Annotated in this window: 17 protein-coding genes; 14 read left to right on the forward strand and 3 right to left on the reverse strand. The window is 42.1% G+C overall.

Features of this window, described 5'->3' with window-relative positions:
* The first annotated feature begins 494 nt into the window (after positions 1-494).
* Complete coding sequence (ccoG, locus tag ACT3TU_RS00450) at positions 495-1904, forward strand: cytochrome c oxidase accessory protein CcoG (RefSeq protein WP_192523757.1); 1410 nt, start codon at positions 495-497, stop codon at positions 1902-1904.
* 198 nt (positions 1905-2102) lie between these two features.
* Complete coding sequence (locus tag ACT3TU_RS00455) at positions 2103-2684, forward strand: FixH family protein (protein WP_192523756.1); 582 nt, start codon at positions 2103-2105, stop codon at positions 2682-2684.
* 218 nt (positions 2685-2902) lie between these two features.
* Here the strand turns inward: ACT3TU_RS00455 and ttcA are convergent, their stop codons facing one another.
* On the reverse strand, positions 2903-4021 hold the full coding sequence (ttcA, locus tag ACT3TU_RS00460; protein ID WP_192523755.1) for a tRNA 2-thiocytidine(32) synthetase TtcA: 1119 nt from the start codon (positions 4019-4021) through the stop codon (positions 2903-2905).
* Positions 4022-4372: 351 nt separating this feature from the next.
* On the opposite strand from ttcA, the gene queC reads away from it, so the two are divergent.
* From queC to ACT3TU_RS00475, 3 genes are all read left to right on the forward strand, one after another.
* Entirely contained in the window at positions 4373-5089 is a 717-nt protein-coding gene (queC, locus tag ACT3TU_RS00465) for a 7-cyano-7-deazaguanine synthase QueC (RefSeq protein WP_225735243.1), read from the forward strand.
* 336 nt (positions 5090-5425) lie between these two features.
* Positions 5426-5755 (forward strand): hypothetical protein, encoded by a 330-nt coding sequence (locus ACT3TU_RS00470; protein WP_192523753.1) that lies wholly within the window; start codon positions 5426-5428, stop codon positions 5753-5755.
* Between the two features lie 161 nt (positions 5756-5916).
* Positions 5917-6414 carry a peroxiredoxin gene (locus ACT3TU_RS00475; RefSeq protein WP_192523752.1) on the forward strand — a complete coding sequence of 166 codons (498 nt, stop codon included), beginning with the start codon at positions 5917-5919 and terminating at the stop codon, positions 6412-6414.
* A gap of 188 nt (positions 6415-6602) precedes the next feature.
* Here ACT3TU_RS00475 and ACT3TU_RS00480 read toward each other — a convergent pair whose 3' ends face one another.
* Positions 6603-7304: an IS1 family transposase gene (locus ACT3TU_RS00480; RefSeq protein WP_444783898.1), complete on the reverse strand. Its 702-nt coding sequence runs from the start codon at positions 7302-7304 to the stop codon at positions 6603-6605.
* A 98-nt stretch (positions 7305-7402) separates the two neighbouring features.
* On the opposite strand from ACT3TU_RS00480, the gene ACT3TU_RS00485 reads away from it, so the two are divergent.
* The 9 genes from ACT3TU_RS00485 (at position 7403) to ACT3TU_RS00525 (ending at position 18805) form a co-directional block, all read left to right on the forward strand.
* A complete protein-coding gene (locus ACT3TU_RS00485) occupies positions 7403-8899 on the forward strand; it encodes a dihydrolipoyl dehydrogenase (RefSeq protein ID WP_444783899.1) in 1497 nt (498 codons plus the stop codon).
* A 68-nt stretch (positions 8900-8967) separates the two neighbouring features.
* Positions 8968-10155 (forward strand): mechanosensitive ion channel family protein, encoded by a 1188-nt coding sequence (locus ACT3TU_RS00490; RefSeq protein ID WP_444783900.1) that lies wholly within the window; start codon positions 8968-8970, stop codon positions 10153-10155.
* A 291-nt stretch (positions 10156-10446) separates the two neighbouring features.
* On the forward strand, positions 10447-12753 hold the full coding sequence (gene rlmKL, locus ACT3TU_RS00495; RefSeq protein ID WP_444783901.1) for a bifunctional 23S rRNA (guanine(2069)-N(7))-methyltransferase RlmK/23S rRNA (guanine(2445)-N(2))-methyltransferase RlmL: 2307 nt from the start codon (positions 10447-10449) through the stop codon (positions 12751-12753).
* Positions 12754-13211: 458 nt separating this feature from the next.
* Positions 13212-13787, forward strand: coding sequence for a TerD family protein (locus ACT3TU_RS00500; RefSeq protein WP_192523748.1), 576 nt, complete (start codon positions 13212-13214; stop codon positions 13785-13787).
* Between the two features lie 277 nt (positions 13788-14064).
* Positions 14065-15132 (forward strand): DUF475 domain-containing protein, encoded by a 1068-nt coding sequence (locus ACT3TU_RS00505; RefSeq protein ID WP_444783902.1) that lies wholly within the window; start codon positions 14065-14067, stop codon positions 15130-15132.
* A gap of 196 nt (positions 15133-15328) precedes the next feature.
* The gene (locus ACT3TU_RS00510; RefSeq protein ID WP_444783903.1) at positions 15329-16258 is read left to right on the forward strand and encodes a glutaminase; all 930 of its coding nucleotides are present in this window, start codon (positions 15329-15331) and stop codon (positions 16256-16258) included.
* A gap of 264 nt (positions 16259-16522) precedes the next feature.
* Entirely contained in the window at positions 16523-17098 is a 576-nt protein-coding gene (locus ACT3TU_RS00515) for a TerD family protein (RefSeq protein ID WP_444783904.1), read from the forward strand.
* A 254-nt stretch (positions 17099-17352) separates the two neighbouring features.
* On the forward strand, positions 17353-18105 hold the full coding sequence (locus ACT3TU_RS00520; protein WP_444783905.1) for a TIGR00266 family protein: 753 nt from the start codon (positions 17353-17355) through the stop codon (positions 18103-18105).
* Positions 18106-18196: 91 nt separating this feature from the next.
* Entirely contained in the window at positions 18197-18805 is a 609-nt protein-coding gene (locus ACT3TU_RS00525) for a TerD family protein (RefSeq protein WP_444783906.1), read from the forward strand.
* A 332-nt stretch (positions 18806-19137) separates the two neighbouring features.
* Here the strand turns inward: ACT3TU_RS00525 and ACT3TU_RS00530 are convergent, their stop codons facing one another.
* Positions 19138-20376 carry a TerD family protein gene (locus ACT3TU_RS00530; protein ID WP_444783907.1) on the reverse strand — a complete coding sequence of 413 codons (1239 nt, stop codon included), beginning with the start codon at positions 20374-20376 and terminating at the stop codon, positions 19138-19140.
* Positions 20377-20407: the final 31 nt, after the last annotated feature.

Raw genomic sequence — 20407 nt, forward strand, 5'->3', positions numbered from 1 at the left:
GAAGCTATTTGGTTTGCAGTTATACCGTAACTAAGTAAAGTTAGATAAAGGGAGGACTGTTATTGCAGTTCTCCCTTTTTTAAAACTTATAAATAAGCTAATGCATCATACATAGAATGGTAATTTTAGTCGTTTTACTAAAAACACTTAAGTTTTATTTTTAGCCACTGTCGATTGCTATAACATAGTTTATATAACAATAATATATTATATTAGTATTGCTTTTTAACATTCTTACCCCATTTATAAGAGGGAGAATGCTAAAATAGTAATGTATTAGAAATACTGGAAACCACCCATTTAAGCAGTCTTTATTCGATTTTAATCAATTACTTACAATCGCTCATTTGGTAGACGAGTTCATACGTTTTGAATGTTCAAACGTCTCTCACTACTTACTGACATTGATAACACCGTACATTCATACACCTTTTCAACCAAGGTGTTCGTTCATCATGCCAGCAGACTGATTCTTTTTTTAAAGAGGCACGTTTATGTCAGCACAACAACCCAATAAAATCCCTGTTATTGAGGTCGATCTTAACGCCACTAAAAAACGTATTCACCCTAGGTTTGTCACAGGATTTTATCAAAATATCCGTATTGTCAGTATGTATGCGTTTTTGGCGTTATTTCTGATTTTACCGTGGTTACGTTATAACGGTCGGCAAGCAATATGGTTTGATGTGCCCTCGCAGCATTATTATATTTTTGGTCTCACCTTTTTAACGCAAGACTTTTACTTTATTGCCGCCTTTGCGCTTATTGCTGCCTTTACCCTATTTATGGTGACCGTGTACGCAGGACGAGTATGGTGCGGTTATGCCTGCCCACAGACTATTTGGACCCATATGTTCCAATATGTCGAAAAGTTGGTGATTGGTGACCGCAATAAACGCATTAAATTTGATAAAGAACCAATGGGTCCAAAAAAAGCGTTTAAGCGTTTTTTAATCTACTTTATTTGGTTTGTGTTCTCGATGATTACCGCCACGACTTTTGTCAGTTACGTATCAGGGACAGAAGCCTTATATGGCAGTTGGCAAATGCTAGGGTTCATACCTTTTCCTGATTGGTCAACATGGATATGGGTATCAATATTTATCTTCGCTTTCTCTACTTACGTGAATGCTGGTTACATGCGTGAGCAGATGTGTATCCAAATCTGTCCTTATGGCCGCTTCCAAAGCGTCATGTTTGACAAAGATACACTGGTTGTTTCTTATGACTATGAACGTGGTGAACCGCGCGGCGCACGCAAAAAAGGTACCAATCCTGAACATCTAGGCGATTGCATCGAATGCCAAATGTGTGTGCAGGTCTGTCCGACTGGGATTGATATTCGCGATGGTTTGCAAGTCGCTTGTATTCAGTGCGCTGCCTGTGTCGACGCCTGTAATGACATTATGGATAAAGTGGGTTACCCACGTGGACTGATTCGTTATACCACAGAACGACAGTTAGTTGAAAAAGAGGATACGCGAGTATTTAGTCCGCGGTTCTTTGCCTACCTCACCTTACTGGCTGTGCTGTGTGGTGGTGTTATATACGCCTTGACCGATCGCGTGCCATTGGAGATTGATATTCGCCGTGACCGAAATCAGTTGTCCTCGCTGAATGCTCAAGGCATGATTGAAAACAGTTATATCGTTAAGCTAACCAATAAAACACAAGATGCCCATACTTATAAAATAACGCTAGAACCACAAGACGGCTTGAGTTTAGAGCTGCGCTTCAACGATGTACCATTAGAAGCGGGTGAAAGCTTTGATATGCCAGTCAGTATTTATGGTGACCCTGATGTGATTGAGTTTGGTCAAACGCCCGTTGTTTTAAATGTTCGTAGTGAAGATGATAAGTACAGTGTCAGCAAACAAAATATCTTTACCACCCAAGGACAATAAAAACTAACCCTTTAGTGGGTTCACTTTAAAAACGATACCGTACTATTGATTATAGCGTTATATGCTTTACCTGTTAGTTATTGTAGATAGCTAACAAGTTGTTGATTGTTATTAAGCTGTCAGCATTGAGCCGTCAGCTTATCCATTGATACAGTTCATAGATATCTGCCAAATAGATATCTGATTAATAGGTATTTTATGTCTAATCAAGCCCCAAACTTTAAACGTCAAGATAGTCAACCATGGTACAAAAACTATATGGTGATTATCTTTGTAATTGGCATGCCAGCGGTAGTTGTGATCGCTTGCATTTGGTTTGTTTATTATTCTTATCAAATCCGCGATAGCGTGGTACGTGATGACTGGTATATGGATGGCAAAACGCTATATCATGATGTTGGCCGTGATAAGCTAACCTATGATTTGGACTTGCACGGTAAGATGCAGTTTTCAGACGATGGGGATATTGCCTTTTATTTGAATTACCCAGAGCAAAGCCTACAAACAGGCACACTGCTCAATGGTGAGGCGCTCACTTATCCTGATACGCTAGATTTATCTATCTCACATGCGACTGATATCAAAAAAGATCGCGATGCGGTGCTCAAGCATCAACAAGGTAATAAGTACACTGCGCAAGTAGATTTGGATGAAGTGAAAGGCAAGTATTATTTACAAGTCAGTTATGACGGAAAAGATGATTGGCGTATGCAGGATGTGGCAAAACTACCGCGACCAGAGGTGAGTTTTGATCCTCTACCAGTCTTTGCTAAAAGTTAATTTTTGACTAATACCAAACCCAAAAAGTACGATTAGCTGTGTCAAACTCGTTTAGTCTACAAGGCGTAGTACTTGCACTCGTTTTCCTTGCCACTCTAATTTTTGTGAATGATATAACTTTGAATAAATAGTAAAAAACCAGCCATGATTAATCAATGGCTGGTTTTTTTATAACTGAGTGATAAGTTTAGCTAAGCTTGAAACAATACCAATTAATATTAAATCACAGGATTAATCGTTGGGATTTTTTGCGTTGTACGACTGTTTCCCATCGCTTTATCTGATGCTATTTTTTGCTGTTGCGCCGCAAAATCTGGATTAAAAGTTTGGGTTTTGGGCGATACTGGTAGACCAATCTCAGCCAAACTTTCGGTTTGACCAGATTGAATATTATCCCCTTCAAATAAACGTTCGTTATTATCACGATCAAGGCTCAACGTCTCAAAATCAAATAACTCTCTATCCGCTAATTGTGACGGCGCGACGTTTTGCATGGCTTTAAAGATAGACGCTAAGCGCTGCGGGTGCGCATCATCCCAGTCGCGCAACATATCGTTAATAATTGCACGTTGCAGATTGGTTTGGCTGCCACACAAATTACAAGGAATGATCGGGAATTTTTTTAAGCGGGCGTATTCGATAATGTCTTTTTCTTCGACGTATGCTAATGGGCGAATAAGCAGGTTTTGCTTGTCATCACTCAGTAGCTTAGGTGGCATCGACTTGAGTGCGCCGCCATGAAACAAATTTAAAAAGAAAGTTGCCAGCATATCGTCGCGGTGATGTCCAAGCGCAATTTTGGTCGCACCAATTTGCTTGGCAAACCCGTATAATGAGCCGCGGCGCAGACGTGAACAGGCTGAGCAATAAGTCTTACCTTCTGGCACCACGCTTTTAACAATACTATAGGTGTCTTTTTCTAAGATGTAGTGAGCAATGCCCTGCTCGTTTAGATATGCTGGTAACACATCTTCTGGATAATCTGGTTGCTTTTGGTCGAGATTAACCGCGACGATATCAAAGTTAATCGGGGCGATACGCTTCAACACTAGCAAAATATCAAGCAAAGTATAACTGTCCTTTCCTCCTGAGACACAAACCATCACCACATCACCATCTTCGATCATATTAAAATCACGAATCGCCAAAGATACTTGTCTACGTAACTTTTTCTGTAGTTTGCGCAGGTATGTCGTTTCAGATGCTGACTGTTCCGTAATCTGGCCCGTAATACTACGGACGTTTTCACTATCAATATCGACATCATCATGTTTTATATTGTTAGTATTATCAAACTCAGGCATGGTTTTTGGCGTAAACACGGTCGCGGTGGTCATAAGTTACTCAATTTCTTTACAAGGGTGCTTTAAAAGCAGCGATTATAACAAAGTTTGCTAACAGATTGAAAAGATGAGATTAAATTACCACCCTAAATGCGACAGCCCACCCGAATCCATGCCATATATGAGTAACTACCAACGATTGAGAGTGGATATTCTGCTATAGCCAATCCTAAATAAAAGAGCGATAAGTTGAATACTATTTTAATACTGTCTCTATAGTTTTGTAATAGCCATATTTTTGTTAAAATAGGCGTTTTTCATAAATCAATAATAGACAACACTATGCCAAATACTGCTCCGCAACCCACTTCTGCCAATCAGGCAAACCATACCGACTCAAACCCACTGAATAAAAATCAAAATGCTGTCGTGTTGTTATCAGGCGGGCTCGATTCAGTGACTTGTTTGTATTGGGCTAAGGCTCGCTATGCGTCTGTGACTGCGGTTAGCTTCGATTATGGTCAGCGTCACAATAGTGAGCTTGTCGCGGCAAAAAATATTGCTGAAACAGCTGATGTTAATCATCGAATTATCGATATTGATATTGCCCAGTTGGGCGGCTCCTCACTAACGGATCACAGCATGATCGTCCCTGATGGTGATGCGGATAAATTCCCTAATAAAAAACGTGACGAGATCGACAACGACGCCATTCCCAATACTTATGTGCCTGCGCGTAATACGATATTTTTGTCTTACGCCTTAGCGGTCGCCGAAGTAACCGATGCCAATCATATTGTTATTGGCGTCAGCTCAGTCGATTATTCAGGCTATCCTGATTGCCGCCCTGAATATATTAACGCCTTTCAACATATGGCAAATCTTGCTACCAAAGCTGGCGTCACCGGTCATCACTTATCAATTCAAACACCGCTGCAACAATTATCAAAAGCCAAAACCATCGAGCTTGGTCTGTCGCTAGGGGTTGATTATGGACAGACGATTTCTTGTTATCAAGCGGATGAGAACGGCCTTGCTTGCGGCGTCTGTGATAGTTGCGCTCTACGTCGCCAAGGGTTTGCCCAAGCTGGGGTCGCTGATCCTACTCATTATCAACCTTAAGAAACAATTTGAGTAGCACTGATAATCGCTCAAAAAATCACAATCACTGCTTTAAAATATGCGAGTAAGTATCCTGAAAAATGGGGTTACCGCTCTTAAATCAGGAAGTGATTAAATACTCGAGAAACATTCGCTTGCATTAACACAGCATCACAGCGTTGCATTTTGAGCAAAATCCTTGCTATGGTATGTTCGATTATGTCTATCACAAGATATAAATGCGGATATATAGGTAAATACGCTTAGCAAGTTACCTATATATCCAACAAAAAAGTAGTGAGATTTTGCTTTCAGTAAAAAATCTAAGAAATTTATGTTATTTGTAAGAGGATCCTTATGAAGTTGTTGCCAGTATTACCCCTAGCCCTTGCTGCTCTGTTTGCACTACCACAAGCAAACGCTGCTGATATTAAGCAAGAAAATGTCAATACCTGTGTCAGCGGTGCGGTCAAATATAAAGTCGCTAATAAAAGCGATGCGACCAAACTTTGTAACTGCACCATTGATGTCCGCAGCAAAATGACTATCGGTCAAATGTGGGAGATTGAAAGCCATGCAAAAGACAAGAAAGACCCATCAGGCCTCCCTTATGTCAAAAAAATGCAAAAAGACTTACAGCAGTGCACCGTTGGCTTAGATTTAAAAGAGCCACAAAAACCTGCTTAATAAATAACTCGTTTAATATACAAAAGACTGGCAATAGCCAGTCTTTTTTGTTGCCCATGAAGGAGCAATTTGTAAAACTGATTATTAATTTCTGCTAATCTGCCTATAATAAGATGACTAAGAACAATACACGTATAACCAACAGCAATAAGGACATTACCATGGCCAAGCCAACTACAGAAAACATTACTTTACCCGACTTCCCAGTAACCATCGTACGAGAGCTTGATGGACACTTTATCCATGATGACATCAACCTAAAAGAGATGATTGCTAATACCAATAAAGGCCTCATTCTTTACTTTTACCCCAAAGACAATACCCCTGGCTGTACCACCCAAGCAACAGAATTTACTGCTCATATTAATGAATTTGATGGTTTAGGCTACGACATTATCGGCGTCTCACGTGATAGTGTTGAATCTCATGAAAAATTCATCGACAAACATGACTTAAATATCGCCCTAATCAGTGATGGCGATGAAAAACTATGCCAATATTTTGACGTCATCAAAGAAAAAAACATGTACGGTAAAATAACTTTAGGCCTTGTCCGCTCAGCCTTCGTGTTTAACAAAGACGGTAAGCTGACCCATGCTCAGCGTAACCTACGAGCCAAAGGCTATACTGAACGGTTGCTTGAAACATTAACACCTTAATCGATAACGCTATAAATTATAAAAATACAATGTAAAACAGGTGCTAATAACCGTTACGATAAAGGGCCAGTCTAAAATACTAAGAATAATCCTGTAAAAACAGCTCTTAGAAACGGCTTTTAAAAACAGTCCTTAGAAACAGCCCTGAATGTTAAATTATTGGTGGTGTTCTAAAAAGTATGCTGGCATCAGACGTAGCCATAATTGATGTAAAAGAACACCATATCAAACACTTTGAAGTGATTATCGAGCTTCTTAGAGAAGCAACAAGTCTTTCTAACCGCTCGTCTTAATCGGTGTCTAAGGCGACAGTTATTACCCTCTATACCTATGGTATGCTGTTTGCCAACCTGTTTGTGATCACCTTTAAAGGCCGTTATAAAGCTGTCCCAATTATCCATGCTAATAGAGCCGTAGCTTACTTTAAGTTGCTTTAAACGTGCTCTTAGCTTCTTAGCCGTTTTTAGGTCACGTTTGCCCCAAACATAAGCAACAATCTCATTGGTAGCGCGATCATAAGCATAAATAAGCCAAACTTTACGCTTTTTTCGATACACGTAAGTCCAAAACTCATCAACCTCTAAGCGTTCATAGTAGCTCTTCTTAGGCGCGATCTTATAAACAGATGAGCCTATGGTGCTCAATACTTTACCGATACTGACTGAGGCTATAACAGCTATGTCTCTAACGCCGCAACCTCTAACCGTCATTAGCCGTATGATGTCTTCTATTTTAGAATGACAGCCGTGATAGGTTAAGGCATGGTCACCAATAAATTGTCGTTTGCAGTCCTTGCATTGGTAGTTCTGCTTGCCATAGCTTTTTATGCCGTTTTTCTTTAAACTGGGACTGTGACAGTCGGGGCAGCTGATATCTATTTGTGTCTTCATAACCTCAAATATATCATCTTGCTTTGACTGTCACCCTCCTTTTATCTCCTCAGCATACTTTCTGATACACCACCAAATTATTATGAGTTGAAAATAATATGAATAAACAGTCCGATACTATTGCTAATAACCTAGCATCTACCGTCACTCGCAAAGTATCTGTTGCCATTATTGGTGCAGGGACCGCTGGTCAAAATGCTTTTCGTCAAGCCAGCAAAGTCAAAGATGACATCGTCATTATTAATGAGGGGTTTTGGACGACAACTTGTGTCACCGTAGGTTGTATGCCGAGCAAGCTACTAATTGCAGCGGCTGACCGTGCGCATGCAGCCAATCACTCTGCTGAGTTCGGTATCCATGCGACTGCGCAGATAGATGGCAAACAAGTCATGCAACGTGTGCGCGATGAACGTAGCCATTTCGCCAGCTATATTAAAAAACAAGTTGAGAGCTGGCCTGAGGATAAAAAAATAGCGGGCCGTGCGCATATCAATCAACAAGGGTTAATTGAGGTCAATGATGAGCTGATTGAGGCTGAAAAAATTATTGTCGCCACTGGTAGTTCAGCATTTATACCAGATGGCTGGGCGGATAAGCTTGGCGATACCATGCTCACATCAGATATGGTCTTTGAGCTCAAAGATTTACCAAAATCAATGGCGGTCGTCGGTGCTGGCGCTATAGGATTAGAGCTTGCTCAAGCATTCTCCCGCTTGGGCGTAGAGGTCACTCTATTTAATCGAGTCAAACGCGTGGCTGGTCTCAAAGACGATGATATTAACAACCAAGCTATTGATTGTTTAAATCGCGAATTGACCATGCATCTGGGCAGCGAAATCACCGATGTCAGTACGCGAGCAAACGAAGATGAAAACGGCTCAACCGCAGTGATTGATTACAAAAATAGTGCGGGTGAATCACAGCGCTGGCAAGGTGAATATGTATTGGTCGCGACTGGTCGTCGCAATAACATCAAACAATTGGGGGTCGAAAACCTAGGTGTTGAGCTTGATGACAAGAACCGCCCAAAAAACCTCAGTAAAAAAACGGGGCAGATTGGCGATTTAAATATATATATCGTTGGTGATGCCAACGCCAATATTCCGCTACTGCATGTGGCCAGTGATGAGGGTTTTAGCGCGGGAAGTATGGTTTGCGAAAACAAAAAAGATGCCTATATTCGCCCACCAGCCATCCCCTTCTCCATCGTGTTTTGTTCACCACAGATTGTCAATGTTGGTATGTCTCTACCAGAAATACAACAAGACTCAAAGTTAGAGTATGTCATTGGTAAGGTAAGCTTTGATAATCAAGGTCGCAGTCGTGTCATGGGTGTCAACTGTGGCTTGCTCCATATCTATGGCTGTAAAAAAACAGACAGAATCTTAGGCGCCAGTATAGTGGGACCTGATGCTGAATATATCGGTCATATACTGGCCACCGCGATTACCAACGACTTAAGTATCAAGGCCATGCTCGATACGCCTTTTTATCACCCTACGATATTGGAAGGTTTACGTACTGCACTTCGTGATGTGCAATATAAAATGGAAATACCCTACCAGTCTCAGGACGCACAGGAAGATAGCTTTTAATAGTAGGCTCAGCTACACTTTCAAATAACCAAATATCTCGTATAAGCAAACTCTGCATGGACTAAAAAATGCCAATCGCTAGCGTTACTGACTTTTTCAAAGAGATTCTTTATGACCTTCATACGAGCCTCTACCTTGCGCTTGGCGGCTCAGCAGATAAAGAGTCAATGGATTGGTCTTCGCAAGCGTTAGATTTAGCGAGTACAGGTATCAAAATTCTAATACTGCTTGCCGTATTGGGATTTTTTTATTGGTTGATTCTCTATATTGTTAAACAAAGTAGAGAGAAAATTCATCTAAATGAGCGCCGCACCAAAATTGTCCACTCTATACTGCGTTATATCTGGATTGTTGCCAGCTTAATTGCAATTATGAGTCAAATCAATTTTGAACCCGAAACCATCAAGGCCACGGCAAAAGCCAGTACTTGGGCGGGTATTTACTACGTGCTGTGGACATCGTCGGGACAAATCATTCATAGAGTGCTACAGCATTATGGTCTTAACGCGTCCATTGAGCAGCTGCTTAAAAATATCTTGTCAGTCCTTTTATTGGTATTAGGGCTTGCCAGCGTCATGGCACAGTTTGGCTTTGATATCGTGTCCTTGGTAGCAGGTCTAGGTATCGCTGGTTTGGCCGTGGGTTTTGCTGCACAATCAACGCTTGCCAACTTTATCGCTGGTATTACCATTTTGCTTGAGCAGTCTTTTCAAGTAGGTGACTGGGTGAATATCAATGACAATGAGGGTCGCGTGGTGGTTATCGCCTTACGCACTACCCATATTTTGACCCGAGATAATATCACTGTCATTATCCCAAACTCTAATGTTGCCTCCTCTGAGGTGACCAACCTAACCTCCAAAAACTTCATACGCTTTGATATCCGCGTGCGTATCGCTTTTGAAGATGACATTGAAACCGCACGCAAAGAAATCTTGCAAGTACTTGCCGACAACGATGTGGTGCTCAACCGTCCTGAGACTTCCGCGACTGTGGCGGAGATTGGAGAATATGGGGTGTTCTTTATCGTGCGTTTTTGGGTAAAGCCTGCCGCTGTTGTGCGTATGCCCAAAATGAAAGAAGGTCTAAAAGAAAAAATTAAGTACGCTTTTGATGCTGCCAATATTTCTACTCCCTACCCGCATATGCGCTTACTGATGCCAAAAGATGTGGACTATCCTATCGCAACCAAACCCTTTGCCACGACAACGCAGATAGTAGAAGAAGCAGTACCACTGACCAAAACCGACAAGTAATGGTATTGGCGCACGGTAGATGTTCATCTGTTAATTCCAAATATTAACCTCAAGCATTGATCTCCAATATTAACCTCACACTTTTTTAATCTAAGGTGTGTCATCAATTAGATTATGAGCGGTTATCTTCAGTATTTTAACCACAGCTTGATAAGATTTAGCGTTATTCAATGCCTCTTTTATAAACCGACCCACTTTAAACCATCACGCCCTAAATTATGATAAAATTGACGGTTAAACATCTTATTTTATGATGTGTATTACTTATCAATTTAGCCCACAGGTATCCGTATGACCGTAACAACCGCGACCTCATCTTCAACAGCAGCTTCATCAGACTTGTCGCTTGACCTTATCATCACTTGTGCCGATGGGCTTGAGGCGCCGCTACAGACTGAGCTGACAAGTTTCGGTATTGCAAGCGACATCAAAAGCACTGGCCGTCTGACGGTTACAGGTACTTTGCGCGACCTATATACGATTTGTCTCTGGTCGCGTGTGGCTTCGCGAGTATTGATGCTGATTAAACGCAAAAATATCAATGCCGAATACGATGTGGCTGAGCAGCTATATGGGTTAGCAAAGTCGGTTAACTGGACGGAGCAATTTAGCTTAGAGCAAACCTTTGCGATTCGTCTATCGGTCGATAAACGCGTGGCCGTCAGTCAGCAATTTGCCATGCTACGTATTAAAGACGCGATTGCTGACACTTTTAACGAAGTCTACGACAGCCGTCCTAATGTTGATAGCAAAAACCCAGACTTTTCTGTGTTTGCCACCGTCAATGATAAACAGGCTGAGCTATATTTAGATCTATCAGGTACCAGTCTGCATCGCCGTGGCTACCGAGTAGCGATGACAGAAGCCCCATTAAAAGAAAACTTGGCAGCGGCATTACTGTATAGCGCAGGCTGGCATAAGAAAAACGCAGCGGGCAACGCACCTTTCTACAATGCCCTCATCGACCCGATGTGCGGCTCAGGAACATTTATCATTGAAGCCCTACTGATGCATTGTGATTATGCCGTGGGAATCGATAAAGCCGCCAATCAATTTGGTTTTTATCAGTGGCAACATCATGACGACGCGCTATGGCAACAGATGATCGATGATGCACAGACGCGTTTCCGAGAAGCCTTGGAGATTGCCAATGAACAGCCGGATACTTTACCGCTCATCTTAGGCTTTGATGCCGATAGCGGTGCTATTATCGCCACCGAAAAAAACCTGATTGCCGCCGGTCTACAGGATATATTGCCGCTACTCGATATCGAAACGCGTGCCCTTGACCAACTTGGTACGGTGTTAAAACCCTTGGTTGACGATGGTCGATTGAGCAACCCTTTAATCATTACCAACCCACCATATGGTGAGCGTTTGGGCGATGAAGAAATGATTAAACCGTTATATCAAGCGATCGGTCTTATCCTGCAAGACAGTTTTGCCGGCAGTGGTGTTAATCCGATGCTGGGTATATTGGCATCCAATGTTGAGCAAGTGGATATATTGCCCATCAAAGAGCCAAAAACACTGCGCTGTCACAATGGCGCCATTACGGTTTATTTCCGTTATGGGGCATTGATTGCTGGGCAAACAGGCAATCTGGTTAGCCGCTTTGAAAAGCGTGAGATTGAAGTAGAAGACGGCCAAGACTTTATCAATCGTTTGCAAAAAAATCTAGCCAAACTTAAGAAACTGGCCAAAAAAGACAACGTCAGTAATATCCGTGTCTACGATGCTGACTTACCAGACTTTAAGGTTGCCATCGATTTATACGGTGATTATGCCCATGTGCAAGAATATGCGCCACCAAAAACCATCCCACCGGAAACCGCAAAAAAACGTTTTAATTTAGCGTTGATGGGTATCCGTGAAGTGTTCGATATTAACCGTGAACAAGTCTTTATCAAAACCCGCGCCCGTCAGTCTGGTAATGACCAGTATAGTAAACAGGGCAATACTGAAAAGCGTGGCAAATTTTATGTCGCTCGTGAAGATAACGCCTATTTTTATGTCAACTTTACGGACTACCTCGATACTGGGCTGTTTATTGACCATCGCAATATGCGCGCGCGTATCAAAGATAATAGCCGTAATAAATCAGTGCTTAATTTATTTGCTTATACTTGTACAGCGAGTGTTCACGCCGCACTGGCTGGTGCCAAAAAAGTTACCAGCGTTGATTTATCGCAGAACTATCTAGACTGGGGTAAGCAAAACTTTGTGCTCAATGGCTTAGATGTCAGTCGCAATAAATACCAATTCGTTGCCGCCGATATCTTTGAGTGGATTAAAGACAATACCGAGCAATTCGATATTATCTTTATTGACCCACCTACCTTTTCGAACTCGAAGAAGTTTCAAGGTACCTTTGATGTCCAACGTGACCATGCGGCGCTCATTAACCGCGCGATGAACCGTTTAACCACCGATGGGGTCTTGTATTTCTCCAATAACTTTACCCGTTTTGAGCTGGACGAGCAGTTGACCGAACGCTACGATATTACGGATATCACCCAAAAAACCATTGGTTTTGATTTTAATATCAAAAAACCCATTCATCAGAGTTTTGAGATTCGTCATCGTCAAAGCTTATAGTTGTTTTGATAGTTATAGCTTGCTATTGAAGTTAGAAAATATGCGAAGATACTGCCAAAAATAGTCATAAACTGAGCCTAAAACGGTCATAAACCGAGCTTAACTTCAAACTATTACTCTTAATGTATATGAAACATAACAATGACCCAATCTGCTTTGATTGGGTCATTTTTTGTTGTTATGATAGAGTGTTGCAAGCGATATAGTCAGTGAAACGTAAAATCGATACATCACGTACTGCAGGTACAGTTTTTTCTTGCTTGCTGTGCCTACGCAGACAGAGGCTACAAAAAAACTATACCTGCAGTATCGTAGCGTTTTTAAAGTATTTTAACTATAGTTTTGCGACAGCTTTAATCCCACTGTCGCTTTTCACTCTATCACTCTCATTGTGATAGTTTTTATATCTATGGCTTTCGTGTTGCAATTCTCCCTACTCTAATAACAAGGATACCACCATGGCTTTATCCCTTAATAAAGGCGGTAATTTATCGCTAACCAAAACTGACCCAAACCTAACTAAGCTACTTATCGGCCTTGGTTGGGATGAGCGCGCAACATCTGGCGCTGAATTTGATCTTGATGCCAGTGTGTTTTTACTCAATAGCGCAGGCAAAGTACGCGGTGATCAAGACTTTATTTTCTACAACCAGCTCAAATCTGACAATGGCGCGGTTGAGCACACCGGCGATAACCGTACGGGTGAAGGCGATGGTGATGATGAAGTCGTCAAAGTAAACCTGACTCAAATTCCTGCCGATGTCGACAAAATCGTCGTCACCGTCACCATCCATGATGCCACCGCTCGCAGTCAAAACTTTGGTCAAGTAGCCAACGCTTTCATTCGTGTCGTTAATGAAGAAACCGGCACCGAAGTGGTACGTTTTGATTTGGCAGAAGATTATTCAGTTGAAACCGCGATGGTATTTGGCGAAGTCTATCGTCATAACGGTGAGTGGAAATTCCGCGCCGTTGGTCAAGGCTATTCAGGTGGCTTGCAAGCCATGTGTCAACAATACGGTGTAAATATCTAAATCTTCATATTGCCTAGCCATTACACTGGCATCTAAACAACGTACACATCCAAATATAAGGCCCTATTTATCCGCTATTAATCGTCATTATTGACAGTGATTATGCATGCACAACTTTCGTTGCAAAATAGTCACAATTTTTGATAGCCAAACGACTAATAATGCTTTATGTTTCGTTTTAAATTATACAAAAAAAGTGGTTAGCAATAACCGCTTTTTTGTGGTCTGTGTCTATAACAGACCGACCTTAGCTTTACGCAACCAGACAGGATGTGTCATGAGACATTTTTATTTAGACTTTATCTTCACCATTATTGCCCTAGCGGTAGCGGCATGGTGGGGATATTCACATGGCGGTATGGGCGGTATGATAACCACCCTATCTATCACCGCTATTTTGGCCGTCATGGAGATTTCATTATCATTTGATAATGCGGTGGTCAACGCCTCAGTGCTTAAAGGCTGGGATGATTTTTGGAAAAAGATATTTTTAACAGTGGGTATTTTAGTCGCTGTATTTGGTATGCGCTTGGTATTCCCGATTGTTATCGTTGCCGTGACTGCCGACCTCGGTATCATGCAAGTGGTCGACTTAGCTTTAAATGACCCTAAAGAATATTCAGCAAGACTCTTAGCACACCATGCAGAAATATCAGCTTTTGGTGGTATCTTCTTATTATTGGTATTCTTAAACTTTATCTTTGATGATAAAGATGTACATTGGTTTGATTGGCTTGAGAGCCGTTTGGTAAAACTGGGCAAAGTCGATGCCATGAGTGTCTTTGTCGCCCTTATCGTGTTGATGGTTGCGGTATCATTTGCCAATCCTAATCAATCAGCGGCGGTATTAATCGCCGGCGTTTGGGGTATCTTGGTTTATCTTGGTGTACAAGTGGTCTCTGGTATGCTTGAAGGTGACCTTGAAGAAGATTTAGAAAGCGAAGAAAGCGGTTCGGGCGCAGCAGCGACCAGCGCGATTATGAAAGGCGGTATTATCGGTTTCTTATACTTAGAAGTCCTTGATGCCTCGTTCAGTTTCGATGGTGTGATTGGCGCATTTGCAATCACCAATGACGTTATCGTGATCATGTTAGGCCTTGCTATTGGTGCGATGTTCGTTCGTTCGATGACCATCTTCTTAGTCGATAAGGGCACACTGGATGAGTTTATCTATCTTGAGCATGGCGCGCATTATGCCATCGGTGCCTTGGCAATCATCATGCTACTATCAGTGAAATTCCAGGTGCCAGAACTTATCACTGGTCTGATTGGTATTGCCTTTATTGGTTGGGCGTTTGTTGCTTCACTCAATTATCGTAAAAATGCAGCTAACTCGATTACTTAGTTTTAATTTTGCCTTAGGATTAAGTAAGAAGATATTTGGTATAAAATCGTATTGACGACAGGTTATATCCAACCATGGGTATAACCTGTTTTTTTCTGTCCTCATTAAAATACAATTTCTTCCTCTTTTTAGTGTCCTTATTGAGTTAAAATCGTCATTATCAACCACACTACAGACATATGGTTACATGATTAATATGCAACAGATTCTTGATGATATTGCCGCGGAGATGGCCAGTGAAACCGATCGTGGAAAAGTGGCGGATTATATCCCGCAACTGGCCCATGTAGATCCAAACCAATTTGGCATTGCCGTAGCGACACCTGATGGGCAGGTATATACCGCAGGTGATGCCGACACACTATTTTCGATCCAAAGTATCTCCAAGATATTTACCTTAACCATCGGCCTTGGCAAGTTGGGTGACGCACTTTGGACACACGTCGGTCGTGAGCCCTCTGGCGATCCTTTTAACTCGATCATGGTACTAGAAAAAGAATCTGGTCGGCCGCGTAACCCATTCATCAATGCTGGAGCAATTGCGGTGGTGGATGCGATTATGATGGGGCATGAACCAAAAGCAACATTGGGTGAAATCCTACAGTTTGTTCACTTTATTGCAGACGATGATTCGATTCGCTTTGACCATAAAGTCGCAGTGTCTGAAATGCAGCACAAAGATCGAAACGCGGCATTGGCGCACTTCATGAACGCCTTTGATCGTCTAAAGCATGATGTAGATAAAATACTGGGGGTATATTTTCATCAATGCTCAATTGCCATGAGCTGCCAACAATTAGCGCGCGCGGGTCTGTTTCTAGTATCTAATGGTGTCAACCAACACACTGGGGTAAGAGTGATCAATGCAGAGCGATCTCGGCGAATCAATTCATTGATGATGATGTGTGGCCACTATGATGGCTCTGGTGAGTTTGCCTATCGTGTCGGCCTGCCGGGCAAAAGCGGCGTTGGCGGTGGTATTTTAACGATAGCCCCAGGTAAAGGCTCTATCGCTGTCTGGTCACCAGGGCTTGATCATGTCGGCAACTCCAAGCTTGGGTTAAAAGCGTTAGAGATGCTGGTAGAAAAGACGGGTTGGTCGGTATTTGCCAATGAAAAGCGATAACAATACCTTAACCACTATTGCTAAAACCGTTAAAAAGTATCAGATTTGCACAATTAATATATTCATTAGTAAACATATCGCAATCACACAAAATACGCCTTGCGTACTTAGCACACGCTTAGTATAGTAAAACGTAATGATATGCAGGACGTGGCGTACAGGTTGTTTTATTGACGGTATATACACAAGTATCAATCTCTGCATTACTTTTAATTCATTTTATAAAATAAAATCCACCTAATTATTAATTCAAAGGATATTTATATGGCTATTAGCTTAACGAAAGGCGGCAACGTAAACTTATCAAAAGAAGCGCCTGGTTTAACCAATATCACAGTCGGTCTAGGCTGGGATCCACGCGCGACCGACGGTCAAGAATTTGACTTAGATGCGATTGGCTTTTTGGTCAATGAAGCAGGTAAAGTCCGTAACGATCAAGACTTTATCTTTTTTAACAACCTAAAATCAGATAATGGCGCGGTTGAGCATACCGGCGATAATCGTACTGGCGAAGGCGATGGCGATGATGAAAAAATCAAAATCAATCTTGCTAATATCCCAGCTGACGTCAGCAAAGTCGCAGTTTGTGCCATCATCTATGAAGGTCAAGCTCGCAATCAAAACTTCGGTCAAGTGGGTGAAGCTTACATCCGTGTCGTCAATGACAATGGCGACTCTGAAATCGCCCGTTACGACTTATCAGAAGATGGCAGCACTGAAACTGCAATGATTTTTGGTGAACTATATCGCCATAGTGGTGATTGGAAATTCCGCGCGGTTGGTCAAGGCTTCAGTGGTGGTCTTGGTCCATTAGCCGCCTCTTATGGTGTGAACGTATAAGGTGAGTCAAACTTAATCGTTGAGCAAAATCGTTAAGAAACATAACTATCTCAATCGAACATTTAACTGAGATACAAACAAGCCATCAAGTGTGCCCTTTTAACACATTTGATGGCTTTAAATTTAATAGGTTAGCTAAAAATACTCAAAATATAGCGTAGTTAAAAAATAGTATAGTTTATAAAGACAAAGAGTGTAGAGACACATATATTAAAAGTAGACTTTAAAGACATTAGAATAAGGATTTGCATCTCATGGCCGCGACATTCAGCTTAATCGGTACCATCGAACCTTTTCTCCATTGCAACCTTAAAAAAGGCGACTCAATCTATTGTGAAGCCAATGCGATGGTGATGATGGAGTCCAACCTTGAGCTTAAAGGTAAGCTACAAGGTGGATTGATGCAATCTTTAATGCGCCGCTTCGCTAATGATGAATCGCTATTTCAACAGCAAATAGAAGCCGTAAATGGCGAAGGTGATTGTCTACTAGCACCAACGCTAGACGGTGATATGCAAATCATTGATTGCGGCACGCAGCAATATACCTTGAGTGATGGCGCATTCGTTGCAGCGCAAACTGGCGTCGATATCAGAGCCAATATTCAGCGTAACCTTGGCGGTGCAGTGTTCGGTGATACTGGTGGCTTCATGGTCATGCAGACCCAAGGTCAAGGTCAGGTGGTAGTATCAGGTTTTGGGTCGCTGTTTGATATTGATGTGACCCCTGATCAAGATATTATCATCGATAACGGTCATGTAGTCTGCTGGGATTCAAATTTGGATTATAAGCTATCTGTTTCAACCAGCAAGAAAAAAGGTATCATGAGTAACATCATCAACTCGGTCACCAGTGGTGAAGGTATGGTACTAAGCTTCTCAGGAACAGGTAAAGTCATTATCTGCTCGCGCAATCGTGACAGTTATCAAGGCTGGTTGCAAAGCGTCTTAGGTACTAGCTCAGGTGGTCGCGGCGGTCGCGGTGGATTTTTAGATAATATTTTATAGCTAAAGCCTATCACTTAACTGAAAACACTTGGCTGAAAATTACTATTAGAAACTTAAGTGTTTCACTCACAATTATTATAAGGATTTTACCATGGCAGTTAGTTTACAAAAGGGTCAAAAAATCTCCCTAAGCAAAGAAGCTGGTGGCGATCTTACCCAAGTAAAATTGGGTTTGGGCTGGGACGTGTTTCAAGGGCAACAAGAGAAAAAAGGCGGCTTCTTAGGCAAGTTATTCGGCGGTGGTAGCGGCGGCGACTCCATTGACTTAGATGCTTCATGCATTATGTTCGATAGCAATAAACAAGCCGTCGATGCGATTTGGTTCAGTCAACTTAAATCAAAAGACGGAAGCATCGTGCATACTGGCGATAACCGCACTGGTGACGGCGATGGCGATGATGAAGTCATCAATGTTGATTTGTCTAAAGTCCCTGCTAACGTTGTATCGCTGGTATTTACCGTCAACAGTTTTACCGGTCAGACATTTGAGACCGTAGAAAATGCATTTTGTCGCCTCGTAAACGCCAGTAATAACGCTGAAGTAGCGCGCTACAATTTGTCAGCGCAAGGCGGTCATACGGCGATGATTATGGCAAAAATTTATCGCCATAATAACGAATGGAAGATGCATGCCATTGGTGAAATTGCTTCTGGTCGTACATTCCATGACTTGATGCCTGCTATTACGCCGCATGCTTAATTGATTTAACACCAAACCCAAAAAATACGATCAGCTGTGTCAAACTCGTTTAGTCTACAAGGCATAGTACTTGCACTCGTGTTCCTTGCTACTCTAATTTTTGTGAATGGTATAGTCAGTGAAACGTAAAATCGCTACATCACGTACTGCAGGTACCGTTTTTTCTTGCTTGCTGTGCCTACGCAGACAGAGGCTACAAAAAAACTATACCCGCAGTATCGTAGCGTTTTTAAAGTTTTGAATACTATAAAAAAATCAGCCCGTCTATTAAAATAGACGGGCTGATTTTTTATGAAACTGATGAAGCGTATGAAGCGATAGCGTTAAGACCTTTATTTACGCCCACGTTTCCAGCTAAAGCCCCAGTTAAAGGCTTTATCCATTTCTTGGTGACCTTTGAAATATTGGTTGATACGCTCAACATTGATACTGCCTTGTTGGTTGACCAAGCGTGCGATGGCACACATTGGTAGATTCCCCGTACCTTCTGTTAAACGGGTCTCAATCGGCGGTTGGTCTGGCACATGAATGGTGACTACCCCATCTGTCTGTGCCCAATTTGGCGCCCCTTCGTAGATGAAAGCAAAAATAAACACTTCCTCAATTTGCGACCACTGTTGGCCATTGATATCGAGCCATTCGCCACCACTCACTTGCCCTGTCCTATCATCGGCACGCAAGCAAACATACGGCGCAGTTTGTAAGCTACCAAAGCGATCGCCCAGAGCCTGAATGAGGGTTTTTTCACCATTTTTCAGATGAATCATTGCTCCAACATCAAGGTCAACACCACCAGCTTTATGCTGCTTAAACAAATCGCCTAATATGCCTTTTTTTGGTGCGGATTTATCGGCATTTGGGCGCTGATTCCAGTCTAAATTAACCGAAATTTTACCAAAATCATCGCGCTTCTTCAGATTAATGCTTGATTGGTTTTTGGTTAAGGTGACTTTGCTTAAATTAATCGAAGGACTAACAGGAATGGGTGGAGGCGTGCTTGTTTGATTAGCACTACCCGCTTTTTGCGTATTGATTGGACGTTGAGTATTAATGGGCGGAACAGGCGCTTCATCGGCAATTTCAACACCGAAATGCTCAGATAAAGGTTTAAGGCCGCCTTCAAAACCTTGAGCAATAAAACGAAACTTCCAACTGCCCTGCCGACGGTAGCATTCTGCTAAAATAATGGCCTTTTCATTACGTCCAGCAGCAGCCAATTGACAAGTCATCAATACTTGGCTGCCTTGTAATACTTGAATATCGACATCGCCAACTTGAGCGAGCGTTTGTGCGCTAGAAAACGCTAATGCAATTTTTTCAATATTTGCAGGCTGCGCAGGTAGATTAATATCAAAAAACCCATCGCTATCATGACCGCGAAAGCTCACGCTACCGTCATCACTACGTGTCTGTCCATAAAATATCATGTCGCCATCACCGCGCACTTTACCAGCGCTAGTCAGGCGATAAGCGGCACAGTCAATAGCATTTTGGCTTAAAATACGAATGCTAATATTGTCCGTTGGCAGTGGCGCATTGGCACCAGCAATTAAGGCTTGAGGTTGGCTCATGATATGTCCTTTCAATGATAAATAATGTCGT

The organism is Psychrobacter sp. AOP3-A1-26, from assembly GCF_052378235.1.
Lineage (GTDB): Bacteria > Pseudomonadota > Gammaproteobacteria > Pseudomonadales > Moraxellaceae > Psychrobacter.

Bases quoted from the DNA above. Each gene is read 5' to 3' on its own strand.
- ACT3TU_RS00455 (WP_192523756.1), top strand. From the start codon at position 2,103: ATGTCTAATCAAGCCCCAAACTTTAAACGTCAAGATAGTCAACCATGG.
- ACT3TU_RS00510 (WP_444783903.1), top strand. From the start codon at position 15,329: ATGCAACAGATTCTTGATGATATTGCCGCGGAGATGGCCAGTGAAACC.
- ACT3TU_RS00475 (WP_192523752.1), top strand. From the start codon at position 5,917: ATGGCCAAGCCAACTACAGAAAACATTACTTTACCCGACTTCCCAGTA.
- ACT3TU_RS00520 (WP_444783905.1), top strand. From the start codon at position 17,353: ATGGCCGCGACATTCAGCTTAATCGGTACCATCGAACCTTTTCTCCAT.
- ACT3TU_RS00490 (WP_444783900.1), top strand. From the start codon at position 8,968: ATGCCAATCGCTAGCGTTACTGACTTTTTCAAAGAGATTCTTTATGAC.
- rlmKL (WP_444783901.1), top strand. From the start codon at position 10,447: ATGACCGTAACAACCGCGACCTCATCTTCAACAGCAGCTTCATCAGAC.
- ACT3TU_RS00530 (WP_444783907.1), bottom strand. From the start codon at position 20,376: ATGAGCCAACCTCAAGCCTTAATTGCTGGTGCCAATGCGCCACTGCCA.
- ACT3TU_RS00480 (WP_444783898.1), bottom strand. From the start codon at position 7,304: ATGAAGACACAAATAGATATCAGCTGCCCCGACTGTCACAGTCCCAGT.
- ACT3TU_RS00505 (WP_444783902.1), top strand. From the start codon at position 14,065: ATGAGACATTTTTATTTAGACTTTATCTTCACCATTATTGCCCTAGCG.
- ACT3TU_RS00525 (WP_444783906.1), top strand. From the start codon at position 18,197: ATGGCAGTTAGTTTACAAAAGGGTCAAAAAATCTCCCTAAGCAAAGAA.
- ACT3TU_RS00515 (WP_444783904.1), top strand. From the start codon at position 16,523: ATGGCTATTAGCTTAACGAAAGGCGGCAACGTAAACTTATCAAAAGAA.
- ccoG (WP_192523757.1), top strand. From the start codon at position 495: ATGTCAGCACAACAACCCAATAAAATCCCTGTTATTGAGGTCGATCTT.
- ACT3TU_RS00500 (WP_192523748.1), top strand. From the start codon at position 13,212: ATGGCTTTATCCCTTAATAAAGGCGGTAATTTATCGCTAACCAAAACT.
- ttcA (WP_192523755.1), bottom strand. From the start codon at position 4,021: ATGACCACCGCGACCGTGTTTACGCCAAAAACCATGCCTGAGTTTGAT.
- ACT3TU_RS00485 (WP_444783899.1), top strand. From the start codon at position 7,403: ATGAATAAACAGTCCGATACTATTGCTAATAACCTAGCATCTACCGTC.
- ACT3TU_RS00470 (WP_192523753.1), top strand. From the start codon at position 5,426: ATGAAGTTGTTGCCAGTATTACCCCTAGCCCTTGCTGCTCTGTTTGCA.